Genomic DNA, 16,491 nt, shown 5'->3' with positions numbered 1-16,491 from the left:
TTAGTGGAACTATAAAACAGGGTTTGCAGATTTGCAAACCCTGTTTTTACTTTAGTAAGCGAATAAACGATATTTTGACAACTGATAGCTAATCTGAGAAAATTATAGTTGATGAATGAAGTTGAAATGACGAGATTAGCGAGGGCTTGCGATGAAAAAGGTATTATCGGTTTTACATACTTGTGATGAAAAGCTGGGTTCATTTTTCTCTGGTACTGCTGTTGGACAGATAATCATTGCGATCATACTGGCTGCGGCTGTAGCATGTGCTTCAAGTATCGCTGATGGGTTAAAAGCAGAATACGCAGAGCGGGATTTCTATAATGAAATTGCTATAGCAAATAGCCAGGTCTATATAGAAGATGCAATAGGTCATCCTAGGTATGTGAGTCTATATACAGATACCAATATCACAGATGCCAGATATTTTACCAAACATGGAATGATAAGAGTCTTTTACAAAGACGAGAGCGTAATAGCCTACTTCATAACATCCAAGGACAGGTCCTATAAGCATATTGAACTGCCAGAGTACTGCAGCACAGGAGGAAAGCCACTTGGAAGTTTCACTTACGATATGGTCGAAGGGACTCTGGATAATGTTGCTTACGATCAGGGGTTATATGATCTGGAAGTATACTTTGAGCAATACAGGTTTGACGGTGATCGCGAACGTAATTATCATTACTTCATGTATGTGGATAAGTATGGCTTTGAGAAGAATGAATTCCTACCAGAGGATCAGACACCAGATAGATCCAAGTCCTATCCGAATACCTATGGAGTGTGTACTATGGAAGACACGCTAGAAGTCGAAAATTATATATTACATACAATAAATTATTGAATACGAATTCAAATCAAAAGGGGCAGCTCAGATAGGAACTGTCCCTTAATTATTTACGTATATGAACGATTATTATTTTCTTTTGTATATTGCATAGCTATCATTCTCAGCAATGACCGTCATATTACTCTTCACATACTCTATCATCTCAGGACTATAGCCATACAGAACAGGCCATTCTGGAACTTCGTTTTGTGGATCAGTAAACTCAGGACAGGCAATCACGTAGTCTGCGGCTTCTAATGTGTAAACCTCGTTTGGAGTAGTATCGTAGTAGAATTTAATAACATATTTCTGATAATCATCGAGGTAGAAAATGTTGTCTATGCTGGCGGGATCGCCCATCTGCGTAAGAACATCAGCTATCTCGTTTTCTCTTGTGGCGAGCGGTCCTCTGTAAAATGGGCTTACACAGCTGGTAATTGCGAGGATAATAGTCAGAAAGGAGAAACAAAAGCCTGCCTTGGTAGTAATACTGTCCTTGGAAAAGAGCTCCAGTCCTTCGGAAATACAGTAGATAAATCCAATAGCAAGGAACACAGCCAGGAAGCTCAGAACTCTAAGGTATGGATGAACACTTTGGATCATCAGAATCACAGGAACAAGGACCATTCCACAGCTGATAAATAATCCTAAAAACGAATTGTTTCTGCGTCGTATCTTAATAACTGTGATAACTATAGAAAGCAGCATCACAACAATATACAGGATAAAGATCAGCAGTCCAGCCTTGTCGTAGAAATTTCCAAAAAGAGAAATGAAGTACTCGGGCATGGTCTTAATGCACTGAAGTCTGTCGATACTCTGAATATAAGGAGTAGCTAGCATGTAGTCGATACCTGTACCGGCGGCAGCAAATGGAGCTTTCAGGATGATCTTGACCTGAGAAATGCCGTAATAAACGCTAGATGCATCCTTGCTCAGAAGGTTGGCACCAATAGCAAGCCAGATCAGCAGATATAAAAACAGTGTCGCTACAGCGGCAATGACTCCGGATAGAACAAGATTACACAGGTCTCGATATCTCTTTTGCAACAGGAGATATAAACCGCCGGTTATGCACACTGGCATAACCCAGTAGATGGAACTTGGAACGATATAGAGTCCGAGGGTCAGAGCAGCAGCGAAGATGATATTGTTTCGGATCCTGCAATCACCAAGAGCAATTCGATAGACAGCAAGTATTGCCACCAGAAGGCAAGTGGTTGAAAGAGTATAGCCTCTTCCTTGGAATGCGAGCCTGAAGCACAGGTATGTTCCAGCATAAAGTGCCATGGCAGCAGTAGCGAACCACTTATTCATGAACTTAATTGCAAGCTTATACACAAGAACCAGATTAGCTACAGCAGCGATAACTGAAACGCCTCTTAAGCCAATATAAGGATTTCCAAGATAATCAAGAAATGCAGAAACTACAGAATAGCCCACGTGGTTGTTGGGAACAGGCCAGTGGATAGCTGCGTATATGGGGCCTCTACTGATGAAAAAGTAGTAGGTATATAGTTCGTCGTACCAGGGTTTATTGGTAAACATGTTATAGATGTACACAATCGCCATGAACAGTATGAGGAGTACAGCTACAATATGTTCTTTGATGAAATCTGCAGATACTTTTTTAGTCATTATCTAACTCCGAGTTTATACACATTTATCCAGTATCTCTCGATCAGGATATTATCAAGTAATTCATTGCTGATGCCCAGCTTTTCCCAGGATGCGACAATCTCTTCTCTAGAATTAAAGCTTCCCCAGAAGTAAACGTTCTCAGGGTTATCTTTTACCAGGTTCTGTATGTCTGAATCATTCACATTGTCTGTGATATTTCCAAGCATGTCAGGTAGAAGCTGATCGATTTCGCCTTCGTATAAGAGCACGCTGCAATCAGGCCTATAATAGGACATTATAGCGCATACGTGATCAAAATTGGTGATAATGACAGAGTTTTTGGGGACTTCTAATACAACATCATAGGAATGGTCGATGTTGTAGTATTTATTTCCTTCTTCGTCCACAGTACCTTTGATATTAAGAATGGAAACAAGAAGAATAGGAACCAAAAGCAGCAAGAGATAGTTTTTATCTATAACTTTTTCTGCCATCAGTGCTACTAGAAGCCATATTCCACCAAGGGTAGGAACGAGATATCTATATACAAATATCGGAGTTCCAAGGGCGGACAGAATAAAACCACTCAAAACAACGATGAATGCAGGCATCAGGCAGCAAAGTGCCATTACGAAGTCATCTCTTTTACCCTTTCTGATAAAAAGAACCGTCAAAATAGCGATACCGATGAGCAAGAGTCCAGCAGAAATCTCAGGCATTTTGCCAAGGTATACAACAGGAAGAACGACAAACTTAACACAGCCGGCAATACTCCTAAGAGTCAGAGGTTGAATCCAGTATTTGCCGGAAATATTCTCAATCTGAGCTTTCAGAACAGGAAGCCATGGAAGGTAACATACAACTGACAAAACGCTGCAGATAGCAAGGCGTATCAGATTGGCGGATTTCTTTTGGCCCTTGATAAAAAGGAGGCAAAGAAATACGGCGATGTAAGAGCCGATAATCGCTATGCACGCATAATACTGAGTGTAAGCAGTAAGGATTCCTGTGATAAAGAATAAAATCCAGGATAGATTATTATTTTTATCTGTGTTGGTAAGAATGTGAAAAGAGATAAGAATCTCCGCAGTGATAAACAAAAGAGCCAGAGAGTACATCCTGATCTCAAAATAGTAGGATGGAAGCTGTGGCATGACTGTTACCATTAAGGAAAACAGACCAAAGGTAAGTATTCCAAATCTATCTTTGATGTATGTAGAGCTAATAAGAAAGAGGAAACCCCAAGGAATCAGGGATGCAATTTTGCCAATGATTATCATTGAGTATTGCCCTGTAATAGAGCTGACTATAGAAGTAAAAGCCTTGAGATAAAAATAATAGAGTGGAGGATGGACATCGCGCGAAGTCAGAGCGGTGATCTCGTTAAATCCGTGCTCTGCAAAAGACAGGGAAAAGACTTCGTCATACCAGATGTCGTTTCCCTGTGCATATCTATTCCAAAACGTGAAAACAATAAAAGAGATAAGTGCAAGTACAATTCCAATGTAACTTTTAGGCTTTTCGCAATTATTATCCATAGTTAATTATTTTATTTCCTTCTCCTGTCATGACCGGTCTGTTTGTAGTATTGTTCCTTGCTGTCGTACATTCGTTTATCGGAAATTCGCTCCAGTTCGTCGATGGTAGCATCAGGAAATTCTTTGTGGCTGGCACATCCAATGGATATAGAAATGGAATCTATGTATTCTCCGTGCCAGGACCTTGCTCTGGCTGCGATTTCTGCGATAAGCTCCGCATAGTCGTCCAAATGTACAATGGCGATAAATTCATCGCCGCCAGTACGGTATACTTTACCGTTTTTGCCAATGGATACATGTAGGCAATCAGCGGCGCCTTTAATAAGCTCATCGCCTGCAGCGTGACCTTTGGTATCATTGGTTATTTTAAGCCCATTTACGTCTGCCGACAATAGGATAAAGTCATCATCGAGGCCTTTTTCACGATAAACAGCTATGTCGTCATCGTAGCTTCTACGGTTGTATAAATGAGTAAGTTCATCGGTCATGGCTATTCTGATGAGCTTTTCTTCTTTACGTTTGTCTTTTTCAATATTCTGGACAGTGAAAATAATGGTTACAGGAATTCCATCCGGATTCTTTTCAACAGTGATGTACTGGGCTCTGAACCAACCGGTGGTGATGTTGATAAACTCTGCAGAGATAGATTTTTTCTCTAATAATCTCTCTCGGAGGGTGGTCAGGTTTGTAAAACTAAGGAATGCATCCATCTGCTCAGGCACGATATGGCTCTTCATACTCATGACCATGCTGGTGTGGTCAAAACCTTCTATGCTTGTTGGAGGTTTGTTGGCGTTTTCGTCAGTGAGTGGCTTTTCAGTCATATTGCGGAAATTTAGCAGATTAACTCTGTCGTAGATACCAGCCATGGAGGACAGCGTATCGATAGATTCAGAAACCTGCTGTTCGCGGTAACTTAAGGTCATGTACATTTCATAAAACTCACGGACATATCTGTGAGAAGTCTTGAGAATTGCAATACCTACGATGGCCATCAGGATCATTTCGATAGTAGTGCCACTGATATAATTGTAAAAGAACTGTACTGAGCTATCATAGTCAGAACGAACGCTGGTATAAGATGGCGAAGTTATCCAGACTGTCATCAGCATTGTGAGGTAATTTATAATCAGCGACATAATATAAATTCTGTAGCTACAGAACAAAAGAGATAAAAGCGGCACAAAAAACCATGTAAGTCTGAGATATATGTGGGAATATGCCATATAGGCTAAAAGAATATCCAGGATAAATAAGGCATAAATGCTGGTGAATTCAGACTTGGGGAAGTACTTAATGAATAATAAATGAGTTATTGTCAGCAGTAGTACAGCGGCAGAAAGAAGCAGACATACGGAATAAGGCACTCTTTTAAAAATGCCCGCAGCAACCCCTATTGCAATGGCAGGACCTGTCAGAATGCAGAACCAAAGAGTACGGTTCATGTACTGATTAATCTTGGCAATGTTTTCTACAAGAAAATCCTCGTATGTATCCGGGGCCGATATTTTATTCTCTGGCAGTTTTAAGAATATAGCCATCGATTATCCTCATGTTTGCAAGGGTATACTAAACTCATGATACCTCATATACCATTTTAACATGCGGCATAGCGTGTAATTATTATCGTTTAGTTAAACTTCTATAAACTGCGATGGACCAGATAATGAGGATGTAATTGCGTGTCATGGGGCATGCACATATAATCAATATATGAAAGTTACATATAATAATTGAGGTGTGAGGGTTATGAAATCAACTGCAGAAGTTAAGATCATAGGTGAAAGATATAACGACAAATATACATGTGGTCTGTCTATGCTTGGAAGTGGCTCAATGGACGACTTTGAGCTGGTAAAAGATACAGAGGAAGTTGAAGAGCTCAGAAGGCCAGACGGACTTGTGCTCAAAGTTAGCAATACAAAGAGTAGCAGGGCTGACGTAACCGAGGTTGTAACCAAGGTTGCTAACGAGGGAAAAGATCCTCTGACAATGGAAATGCTGACTTCCGTTCTTCTTAAGAAGATTAAGGCTGACAAGATTCACAGACTTTTGTCATTCTGGAGCGCAGAAGGTAAGCATAAAGTAGATAGTATAAAAGAGCTTGATATGGAGCATTCCTGGAGTAATCACGGAATTCGTGTCCTCAAATTTGGAAATCTGGGATCTATGCCAGTAAGGCAGTTCTTCCCATTTGTTGCAGTTGAGGATTCTGAGACAGGGAAATTTACTGGGGTTCAGCTCTATGCACCTAGCTCATGGCAGATAGAGATATTGGTTAAATCGGGAGATGTTGTTACGATTGCCGGAGGAATTGCGGATAGAGACTTTGGCCATTGGACCAAGAAGCTTATGCCAGGTGAGGAGTTTGTTGCGCCTAAAGCTCTTGTGGCCACAGGCAACTCTCTTGAGGATGTATGTGATAAGCTTGTGAAAGCCCAGAATCCGGATATCAGCCCGGTTGATAATGAGATGGGTATCGTCTTTAACGAGTACTGTACGACCTGGGGAAATCCGACAATAGACAATCTCAAGAAGCTTGCGGACAAGATTGCAGGAAAGGGTATCCAGTACCTCGTCATGGACTCTGGCTGGTACGGCAAATGCGGTAACTGGTGGGATTGGCGCGGTGACTGGACTATTAACACCGAGAGATTTCCTAATGGCCTCAAGGAGCTTACAGATTACATTCGCGGAAAGGGCATGATTCCAGGTATCTGGTTCGAGCTTGAGAATACATCTCAGGAAGCACCATCTTTCTACGAGACGAATCACCTTGTAAAAAAAGACGGAGTGCCACTTACAGTAGGAAATGTGCATTTCCTTGATATGGAAGATCCTTGGGTTATTCAGCACCTGGATAAGTATGTTATTGATAATCTCAAGGATAATAACTTTGGCTATATCAAGATTGATTATAACGACACTATGGGAATGGGCTGTGATGGCCCAGAAGGAATGGGAGAGAATCTCAGGAAGAAGGTTCTGGCGACTCAGGACTTCTTTAAGAGAATGAAACGTGAGATCCCTGAGCTTGTAATTGAGAACTGTTCAAGTGGCGGACATCGCCTTGAGCCATCCTTTATGGAGCTGGCTTCTATGGCAAGCTTTTCTGATGCCCATGAGTGCGCATCACTTCCAATCATTGCCGCAAACATGCACAGAGTGATCAAACCTTCCCAGAGCCAGATATGGGCTGTTATGAGAGCAAAAGACAGCGACGAGCGAATCTGGTATTCAATCTGCTCAACATTCCTTGGCAGAATGGGGCTTTCCGGAGATGTTTATGATCTTAGCGACCATCAGTGGGAGCTTCTTGATCAGGGAATGGATTTCTACCGCAAGGTTTCAGATATTATCAGAGATGGTAAGACGACGGTCCTTGCTGCCGATACGGACAGCTACAATGAGCCTACCGGCTCACAGCTCGTGATCAGAGAGTTGGGCAATAGAGCACTCGTTGTGTATCACAGATTTGGTGATTCCGTAGATCTGGAAGAGTATGCTAAGGGTCTTGGAATAGATATTAGTAGCTACAAGATTTTAGAAGAATATGGCGAAGCTAAGAAAGATTTTTCTGCTGAGGCACTTTTGGCAGAACTGTAAAATGGCATAAATACTGGCGTCAACAACATTTTTAAAAAATCTTAAAAATGTTGTTGACAAACATATATCACTAGTGTATTATTTATTTTGCTGTCGCGAAAGCGACTTTACATATATGCGATAGTAGCTTAGTTGGTAAAGCGCCACCTTGCCAAGGTGGAGACCGCGGGTTCGAGCCCCGTCTATCGCTCTTTTTATTACTTAAAACCCCAGATCACTGATCTGGGGTTTTTTGTTGTATCTGACTGTCTTTGCTATTTCTGGTGTCTCTTTCGTCTTATGTCTAGGCTGCTACTGGCTGATGTACTTATTCCTGCTTTATTGTCGCTTGCGGATGCTACCGACTACAATTTCTGCTGTTATTGATACAGTGGTCTGCCTAAAATGGGAAAATCAAGATTTCAGCAGTGAAAAATTGCTCTTTTTTACCGCAATATCGATAAAAACAAGCTTGAAACCAGGATTTTTGATTAAAAATCAATATAAAAAATGCAATATGACATAATTCCGTAAAAAGAGCCTGCCTAAATCTCTAAATTCCCAATTTCAACAGTAAGCCCCTCAGGTATGTTTACGAAATATTAGAAGAATGCAGGCTTTAATGGTTGGGAAAAGCCTCTCGATTAAGTATAATGATTCAAGTAAGGTGATTTTACGAATCTAAATATCTAGAAACCTTTATAAATTTAGAAACCTTTATAGAAAACTTGAGGAGACCAAGTTGTATGAGATCTGAGGCGGAGATAATAAGACAAATTGAAGAGTATGCTATGGCTGAGCCCTCTGTCAGGGCGGTTATCAGGACTAATCTCATGCCTAAAAGAGAATATCAGCATTCCTACGAATTCTTCTTTGTGGTCAACGATCTTCAGAAATATGAGGATGATTTTTTTAAAGATAGCTTTGGAGAAAGAATCCTCTTATATCGCGGTGATAAGAACTATCCTGAAATGTTCCCTGGTACAAAAGCACATCTGATGTTATTTAAAGATGGCATTACGCTTGTGATAGATGCGGCTGATAAAGAGTCCTTTTTGTCCCGTTACAATAGAGAACAAGCTCATGAAAACGTTTGGATTGGGGATACTTACCAGAAGCTTATAGATAAAGATGGTATCTTGCCAGAGATTGAGCGCCTGGAAGAAACACAGACTCTGTTTTCAGAGGCACCTTCAGAGGATGAATTTCTTGGAACATGCAACGAATTCTTCTGGGTTCTCAAGACCTTTTCAGAATATACACTTAGAAAAGAGCTCCCATCTGCCATGTTCTATCTTAATATCGCAGTGCGCGATCTCCTGAATAAGATGCTTCGCTGGCATATTTATCTGCAGCACGGCGAGCCTGTGGATATGGGGATTCTAGATAGCAATATGGAAAAGCTTTTGGAAAAAGAGCTGTTTGATCTGTACAAAAAGACATATCCTAACTCTGAGTACGAGCAGATTTGGGAAGCTTTCGACGCTGTGATCAAGCTATGGCGCAAAGCTGGTAATTTAGTGGCAGATAAATGTGGGGTTAACTATTCTGATGCAAATGAAAAAGAGATGTTGAATTTTATTGATAGCCTTAGAAGTAATGCATTTAAAGAATAATGTAAGCAGAGAATAACGAGTTCAAAGAATAATGCTATGAGAAAGTAATGTAGCTTTAAATGTTTATCTGATGATAGGAAGGTGTTGTTGTGGGGACTTTTACATGGTTTAAAGCACCTGGCCCTGATGATTTAGAGGTCAGGCAGGTTTATGGAATTGTCTTTTCGAATGATGGCAGAGTTCTCCTTAGGATAGAGGATGATAAATACAAGCTAACTGGCGGAAAGCCAGAAAAGAGCGAGTCATTTGAGGAGACACTATCGAGGGAATACATCGAGGAACTAAATACTGTAATAGAGGATATCCATTACCTGGGCTATCTGCTTGTCGAAGAGGATGGAAGTCAGTACGCTCAGGTTAGGATGATTGCACGGATAAAAGATATACATGAAATCCAAGATGATCCTGCTAATGGGAAAAGGTATGGTCGTAAGCTGGTTAGCATATCGAAAGTAAAAGGGTATCTGAATTACTCCGATGAGGCCGGAAATCAGATGCTTGATGATGCTATTGTTCTGGGAAAAGAAAGATATAGCCTTGACCATGATTTTGATGAAGACAACGATATGATTCTTGTGCTACCCTCAGAAGAAATGGAAAAAGAAGCCCTGGAATATAAAGAAGAACACTTCAGCGCTGGTGATACTCAGATCCATGGAAGCGGCGGATTTGCTTTCTATGATGACTATGGCGAATGGCTTAGCCATATAGATTCCATAAGGCAAAAGAGCCATGAAAGACCAATTCAGACAAGCACATTCTTTTCTAAGCGTATATCTGATGGCAAACTGATTGGATGCATCAAGATCCATCATTCATTAACAGATGACCTTCAGAGCGGCGGACATATCGCATATGGTATAAGACCATCTGAGCGAGGCAAAGGCTATGGCAGGAAACAGCTTCAACAGGGTTTAGCATATGCAAGACAGCAGCATCTGGATCAGGTTATCATTGCATGTGATAAGGACAATGCTGCATCAGCCGCAACAGCAAAGAGTTGCAATGGGGTGCTGGTTAAAGAGTTTGAAGAAGATGGAGTGATCAAGCAGCATTACGCCATCAAACTATAAATGTGATCAGGGATGTTTCTATGACCAGAGTTTATTTTGTAAGGCATGCAGAGCCGAACTACGACAATCATGATGATTTATCGCGAGAGCTGAGTCCACGTGGGATGGAGGATAGAAAGCTTGTTACAGCTTTTTTATCAGATAAGGATATAGACGTTGTATTATCCAGCCCATTTAAAAGAGCTATCGACACTGTGGCAGATTTTGCTAGGAAAAAGGGCCTGTCTATAGAAAAGATAGAAGACTTCCGCGAAAGAAAAGTTGATAGCTGCTGGATTGAGGATTTCACAGAGTTTACAAAGAGGCAGTGGAGTGATTTTAACTACAAACTCTCAGACGGGGAGTGCCTTAGTGAAGTACAGGACAGAAATATAGCAGCATTGAGCAAAGTATTGGAGAAGTATCGAGGAAAAAATATCGTGATTGGTAGCCATGGAACGGCACTGAGCACGATAATCAATTACTACGACAAATCATTTGGATATGAAGAATTTGAAAAGATAAAATTTGTCATGCCATGGATTGTGGAGTTCGTGTTCGGCGCAGATAGGAAGTGCATTGAGATTAATAAGTACATTCTGAAATAACTGGCTGTAATCATAGCAAAAGAAAATGATAATCATACGAATGCAATGGAACATGGGAGAACATAAATGGGAAGAACTGAAACGGTAGAACTTACCGTATTATGCCTCATTCAGAATGGGGAAAAGATATTACTACAGAATCGAGTTAAGGAAGATTGGAAAGGGTACACTCTTCCAGGTGGTCATGTTGAAATTGGCGAATCCTTTGTGGACGCAGTTAAACGTGAGATGAAGGAAGAGACAGGTCTTGATATCCTTGATCCAAGGCTTGTGGGAATAAAACAGTTTCCTATGAAAAATGGAAATTATGAAGAGGGACGATACGTAGTACTGCTATTCAAGGCTACTGAATTTACGGGAGATGTTGTCTCTTCTGCAGAAGGCCAGATGGAATGGATCGATTACAGTCAAATTACTGAAATTGATACTGTCGATGACTTCCAAGATCTTCTTGATGTATTCAATAATCCAAGTCTCACCGAGTTCCAATACCTTGTAGAGGGCGATAATTGGAACGTTTCAAAGAGATAACGCTACCAGGACAGGAATAAAGAAACATAGAGAGAACAATCAACCATGACCTTTATAGACGCAATAAAAAGTGAAAACCTAGATGCGATCAGAAGCTTCCCCAAGGCTGATCTTCACAACCATTTCGTGCTCGGGGGAAGCAGAGAATATATCCTTGAGAAGATAGGCTATGAAATAACTCCCATTTCCAAGACCTTATCATCCATGAGCGAGATGGATGCCTGGAGCAGCAAGTATATCGGGAATCGTTTTAACAGTCTGGAGGGAAGGAAACTGCTTATCGAAGCAACCTTTGAACAGGCCAAAAGAGATGGAGTCACCATTTTGGAAATTGGCGAAGACGTATGGGGACTTGGGGAGTTTTTTAATAACGATATAGAAGAGCTGATTGACGCATTCCAAAAGGCAAATGCGGAGTTTGCTCCTGAGATAGAACTTCGCCTACAGATCGGTTTATCCCGTCATTGCCCAATTGATTATCTAATGGGATGCTTATCTCATTTCTGGGGACACAAGGAATTTTATTCTATCGACCTATACGGCGATGAAATGGCACAGCCCATAGAGAACTTCATTCCTATATATGAAAAGGCAGCAGAGAACGGTCTGGTGCTGAAAGCTCATGTGGGAGAGTGGGGAACAGCGCGGGATATAGTTACAGCAGTTGAGGCTCTTCATCTTAATGAAGTCCAGCACGGAATTGCTGCCGTACAGGATGAGAGCGTAATCGATTATCTGATAGACCACAAGATCAGACTGAATATCACGCCGTCCAGTAATGTCCTCCTTGGCCGCGTGCCTAATATGGCGCAGCATCCAATAGCGCAGCTTTACCACAAAGGCGTGGATGTGACCATAAACTCTGACGATGTCCTTATCTTCGATTCGGATGTTTCCAAGGAATACCTTCGCCTCTATCAATCAGGCTGTCTGACCGCCGAGGAATTGGATGACATCAGGCTAAACGGATTAAAAAGATAAATACAAAAAATTTGAAAAGCATTGTTGACTCTTCCCTTAGGGAACCCCTTAAGGTGGATTTCCTTATTTCCATGCGGTTCCCCAAACTTTATTACAAAGATCGACACAATACTTTCTAGAAAATGATGAGTCTTGCGCAACAATCTCGTTTTTGTTCCCGAGTTCATCAGTATATTCTGAGAGTGGATATACCGAAACGCCATTCGGACCTTGTTGAAGGTGGCAAACCAGTGCTTTGATGCCATGATCTTTTATCACGACTTCTCCTTTTGAATCGCGGCCTATGGTAATCTGTGCCATTCCGCCAACGCACCTATTGGCAATACCTGCGCCACTTGAGGAAGTCCAGTTAACGAAGTTGCCGAGTGAGTAGTATACGAGCATATCACCATTACCTTTATTATTGGATATGCCAGCAATGCTATCCTCAAGCATTTCAACAGGTTCTATTACATGTGGGTGAGTTCCAATTACAAGATCTGCACCATATTTCCTGAATCGCTTAGTCCATTCTTTCTGATATGAATCTGGATTAAGGACATATTCTGTTCCCCAGTGAGGGCAAACAATAGTAAAATCAGCATTTTGCTCAGCGTAGGCAAGATCAGATTTTACTTTTGATACTTCTAGAGTATCTACAGCATGAGGCATGTCGGAAGGAGCCTTGATTCCGTTAGTTCCATAAGTGTAATTGAGTATTGCTATGCGAATGCCATTTTTCTTGATGATATTTATGTTTGAATATTCAGATTCTGTCTGGTTGATTCCAACTACAGTTATTTCTGGATGAGTCTTTTTCCAATAATTACAGCTGTTAACAATTCCCTTTTTCCCTCGGTCAAGGGCATGATTTGTTCCGTGGCAGACAACGTCAAAACCTGCCTTTACAAGAGCATCGCCAACCTGGTAAGGAGCGTTAAAGTTTGGGTATCCGGAAATGCCAAGCTCTTCGCCGCCTATAATGACTTCCTGATTAACGATTGCAATATCAGCTGTCGAGATGTCTTTTCTGGTACGGTCAAATATAAAATCGAAGTTGTACTCACCACTTTCATTTACAGCTGCTTCCTCAACAGGACTGTGGAGAAGAATATCTCCAACCATGATGATATTTACATCATTGGTATTAGCTGCAGAAACAGGAGAACTGGAGGCAGTAAATAGTAAGCTGGCAATAATGATGCCTACAGAATATTTCTTTATATATGAAATTGTTCTTTTTGAACCTTCACATATTCTCATTTTGATATTCCGCCAAATAATATGTCTTTTACACTATATTATTATAGCAGAAGAGCTGCTCAATCGAGCTGGCTGTAGAAATTATCAATATTCTCGGCTGGAAGTTGAACTGGAGGCCAGCCATAATCCTGATACTGAGTGATATTAAGGTCATTTGCTGCTACATAGTTAGCAATGATCTGAGCTCTTGTGGCTTCTCTTGCATCCTTATCAAGTGAAAGTGCAAGGAGTTCGTCGTACTTATCACCGAAGATTGCTCTTGCTGTAGGTTCGAAGTTGGAACCATCACCTACAAGATCCATACCAGTAATTTCATAGCCGTCTTCGCCGTTCTTCATGTGGATGAGTCCAGCGTAGCTTCCGCCTGAAGTGAACATCAGAGTATCACCCTCAAGATTGTAGTTGTAGATCCAGAAGTCGCCATAAACCTTGATGTCGTCCTGATCAGAATCATCAATCTCGATAATATATGGTGTAGGAATGCAGACATCATAGTCTGAATACTGCTGACCATATTCGTCTCTCAGGAAATCATAGAGAACTGTGTAGAAGTATTCTGGGCCAGGATATTCATATCTTGGAAGAGGAGAATCAACATTCTCTGCATCAACCAGAACTTCGCTGACATCTGTAGCTGACTCATCTATGATAACCTCAGGCTCTACCTCATCAAAGAATTCAACCTCAGTTGCATCATTACTTGCACTCTGGATATTTTCTTCTAACGCTTCAGCGTTAACGCTCTTTGATCCACAACCAACCATAGCTGCAATAATAGTTGTAGCAAAAAGTACATTTATAAGTGAAGCGGCTTTGTTTCTGTCTCTCATAATATCCTCCTCGGGAAAAGATAAATCCCATATATAAACTATTATCGAAAGCTCGTATCTGTTTCTTTAAATATTTATACGAAGGAATATTTTTGATGGCAAAAAGAAAAACCTCAGGCACAAAAATGCACCTGAGGCCAATAGTTTTTTAATTTGCTTTCTTAAGATTCTTAATAACGAACAATGTTCCAAGCATCAATGCTATTCCAACTACAAGGCAGATCATCCAGTTTCTGACGAAACCTGAAATGATATATGCGGCAAAAGAAACAGCGGCAGCGGTCATTGCATATGGAAGCTGCGTAGAAACATGCTTGATGTGGTCACACTGAGCACCGGCACTTGCCATGATAGTAGTATCTGAAATAGGAGAGCAGTGATCTCCGCAAACAGCACCAGCCATACAAGCTGAAATAGCGATTATCATAAGCTCGTTATTCATGTTTGAACCAAATACATTAACTACGATAGGAATAAGGATTCCGAAGGTTCCCCATGAAGTACCTGTAGCAAAAGCAAGGAATGTAGCAATGATGAAAACAAGTGCAGGGATGAAGCTCATAACAGCGCCGTTGTCAGCAAAGTTCTCAAATATTCCAGCTACATAATTAGCTGCGCCAAGAGAATCTGTCATAGACTTAAGTGTCCATGCGAAGGTGAGTACCAGGATAGCTGGAACCATACTCTTAAAGCCTTCTGGAATAGAGTTCATGCAATCCTTGAAGCTCAGTACATTAGTAAGCAGGAAAAAGACAATTGTAATAATAAGTGCTGCAACAGAGCCATATACAAGTCCTACAGAAGCATCTGAACCAGAGAAAGCATCAACAAAGCCTGTTCCCTCAAAGAATCCGCCAGTGTAGATCATTCCGATTACGCAGCAGATGATAAGAGAAACAATTGGGAATATAAGATGAATAACTTTTCCCTTCTGAGATGTTGGAGGATGTGGCTGGTCGCTGGCACCAAGAAGTCCTTCACCATCTCCTACAGAAGTAATAAGGTCTTTTACCTTGATATGCTCTTCTGCCTGCTTCATTGGACCATAATCCATCTTCATCAGAGTAAGGCCGAACATCATAACAATAGTAAGGAGTGCGTAGAAGTTATATGGAATAGCTCTTACAAAAAGAGTAAGACCATTAACACCATCTACGAAACCGGTAACAGCTGCAGCCCATGAAGAAATAGGAGCGATGATACAGATAGGAGCAGCGGTTGCATCAATAAGGTATGCAAGCTTTTCTCTTGAAATCTTGTGCTTATCAGTTACTGGGCGCATAACTGAGCCAACAGTCAGACAGTTAAAATAGTCATCGATGAAGATAAGCATTCCAAGAACTATAGTGGCAATCTGAGCCCCGGTTTTGGTCTTAACATGCTGTACTGCCCATTTACCAAAGGCAGCGGAACCACCAGCTCTGTTCATGAGCATTACCATTGTGCCCAGGACAACCAGGAAGATCAGGATACCAACATTCCAGGAATCTGAAAGCTGGCTGATCATACCATCAACAAAAACATGCTCGATTGTTCCTGTAAAACTAAAGCCGGAATACAGCATACCACCGACAACAATGCCGATGAACAGGGAAGAATAAACTTCCTTAGTGATAAGAGCCAGTGCTATAGCGATGATAGCGGGAAGCAGGGACCAGAAAGTGTCGACAAACATACCATTCTCCTTTGCATTAACGTATTAAAGTATACTCTATTATTTTACTAAGACACGGGTGTTGTCAATGCATTATTGGTGTCGAAATTTTGTTGATGTCGTTATATAATATATTTGCAAACGTATAACTATATATAAATAAGAAACTACAGAATGTGATGGCAAACGCATAGGAGAATAGACGGTGGATAAGGGAAACGTACTGGTAGTTGGTTATGCAGGTGTTGGAAAGTCAACTTTGATAAAAGCTATTTTGGGTGAAACGGCCATGAAGAAGCCTGTACCATCCAAGACAAAGAATGATGCGGATTTTAAGGTTTACGAGAACAAAAGTATCCCATTCAGATTGATTGACACTGTTGGCATTGAACCAGGCGTTTT

At 41.1% G+C, this 16,491-nt stretch carries 14 protein-coding genes and 1 tRNA gene; 9 read left to right on the top strand and 6 right to left on the bottom strand.

Annotation, left to right across the window (positions count from 1 at the left end; all coding sequences use genetic code 11):
* Positions 1-151 precede the first annotated feature (151 nt).
* Complete coding sequence (locus tag IJI01_RS07365; RefSeq protein WP_292188088.1) at positions 152-847, top strand: ETEC_3214 domain-containing protein; 696 nt, start codon at positions 152-154, stop codon at positions 845-847.
* A gap of 72 nt (positions 848-919) precedes the next feature.
* On the opposite strand, the gene IJI01_RS07360 is transcribed toward IJI01_RS07365, so the two are convergent.
* From IJI01_RS07360 to IJI01_RS07350, 3 genes are read right to left on the bottom strand one after another with little or no spacing between them, the layout of a single operon-like run.
* Complete coding sequence (locus tag IJI01_RS07360; protein ID WP_292188087.1) at positions 920-2,470, bottom strand: glycosyltransferase family 39 protein; 1,551 nt, start codon at positions 2,468-2,470, stop codon at positions 920-922.
* A complete protein-coding gene (locus tag IJI01_RS07355) occupies positions 2,470-3,990 on the bottom strand; it encodes a glycosyltransferase family 39 protein (protein WP_292188084.1) in 1,521 nt (506 codons plus the stop codon). The genes IJI01_RS07360 and IJI01_RS07355 overlap by 1 nt, the downstream gene beginning before the upstream one ends.
* A gap of 11 nt (positions 3,991-4,001) precedes the next feature.
* Positions 4,002-5,531, bottom strand: coding sequence for a GGDEF domain-containing protein (locus tag IJI01_RS07350; RefSeq protein ID WP_292188081.1), 1,530 nt, complete (start codon positions 5,529-5,531; stop codon positions 4,002-4,004).
* A 208-nt stretch (positions 5,532-5,739) separates the two neighbouring features.
* On the opposite strand from IJI01_RS07350, the gene IJI01_RS07345 reads away from it, so the two are divergent.
* From IJI01_RS07345 to IJI01_RS07315, 7 genes are all read left to right on the top strand, one after another.
* Complete coding sequence (locus IJI01_RS07345; RefSeq protein WP_292188078.1) at positions 5,740-7,596, top strand: glycoside hydrolase family 36 protein; 1,857 nt, start codon at positions 5,740-5,742, stop codon at positions 7,594-7,596.
* Positions 7,597-7,713: 117 nt separating this feature from the next.
* Positions 7,714-7,786 (top strand) — tRNA-Gly (locus IJI01_RS07340).
* Positions 7,787-8,321: 535 nt separating this feature from the next.
* Positions 8,322-9,191 carry an aminoglycoside 6-adenylyltransferase gene (locus IJI01_RS07335; RefSeq protein WP_292188075.1) on the top strand — a complete coding sequence of 290 codons (870 nt, stop codon included), beginning with the start codon at positions 8,322-8,324 and terminating at the stop codon, positions 9,189-9,191.
* A gap of 89 nt (positions 9,192-9,280) precedes the next feature.
* Complete coding sequence (locus IJI01_RS07330) at positions 9,281-10,264, top strand: GNAT family N-acetyltransferase (RefSeq protein WP_292188072.1); 984 nt, start codon at positions 9,281-9,283, stop codon at positions 10,262-10,264.
* A 20-nt stretch (positions 10,265-10,284) separates the two neighbouring features.
* On the top strand, positions 10,285-10,851 hold the full coding sequence (locus IJI01_RS07325; RefSeq protein ID WP_292188069.1) for a histidine phosphatase family protein: 567 nt from the start codon (positions 10,285-10,287) through the stop codon (positions 10,849-10,851).
* 66 nt (positions 10,852-10,917) lie between these two features.
* Complete coding sequence (locus tag IJI01_RS07320) at positions 10,918-11,382, top strand: 8-oxo-dGTP diphosphatase (protein WP_292188066.1); 465 nt, start codon at positions 10,918-10,920, stop codon at positions 11,380-11,382.
* Positions 11,383-11,427: 45 nt separating this feature from the next.
* Positions 11,428-12,363 (top strand): adenosine deaminase, encoded by a 936-nt coding sequence (locus tag IJI01_RS07315; RefSeq protein ID WP_292188063.1) that lies wholly within the window; start codon positions 11,428-11,430, stop codon positions 12,361-12,363.
* Positions 12,364-12,426: 63 nt separating this feature from the next.
* On the opposite strand, the gene IJI01_RS07310 is transcribed toward IJI01_RS07315, so the two are convergent.
* The 3 genes from IJI01_RS07310 to IJI01_RS07300 all read right to left on the bottom strand — a co-directional run bounded on the left by IJI01_RS07310 (position 12,427) and on the right by IJI01_RS07300 (position 16,110).
* Positions 12,427-13,605 (bottom strand): CapA family protein, encoded by a 1,179-nt coding sequence (locus IJI01_RS07310; protein WP_292188060.1) that lies wholly within the window; start codon positions 13,603-13,605, stop codon positions 12,427-12,429.
* A 59-nt stretch (positions 13,606-13,664) separates the two neighbouring features.
* A complete protein-coding gene (locus IJI01_RS07305) occupies positions 13,665-14,435 on the bottom strand; it encodes a hypothetical protein (RefSeq protein WP_292188057.1) in 771 nt (256 codons plus the stop codon).
* 148 nt (positions 14,436-14,583) lie between these two features.
* Entirely contained in the window at positions 14,584-16,110 is a 1,527-nt protein-coding gene (locus IJI01_RS07300; protein WP_292188054.1) for a Na+/H+ antiporter NhaC family protein, read from the bottom strand.
* Positions 16,111-16,294: 184 nt separating this feature from the next.
* Between IJI01_RS07300 and IJI01_RS07295 the strand changes: the two genes are divergently transcribed.
* Positions 16,295-16,491: GTPase domain-containing protein (locus IJI01_RS07295; protein WP_292188051.1), on the top strand; the 197-nt coding region annotated here is incomplete at its 3' end.

This window comes from Butyrivibrio sp., assembly GCF_017433805.1.
In the GTDB taxonomy this organism is placed as follows: domain Bacteria; phylum Bacillota; class Clostridia; order Lachnospirales; family Lachnospiraceae; genus Butyrivibrio.
This window is presented reverse-complemented; position numbering and strand designations above follow the sequence as displayed.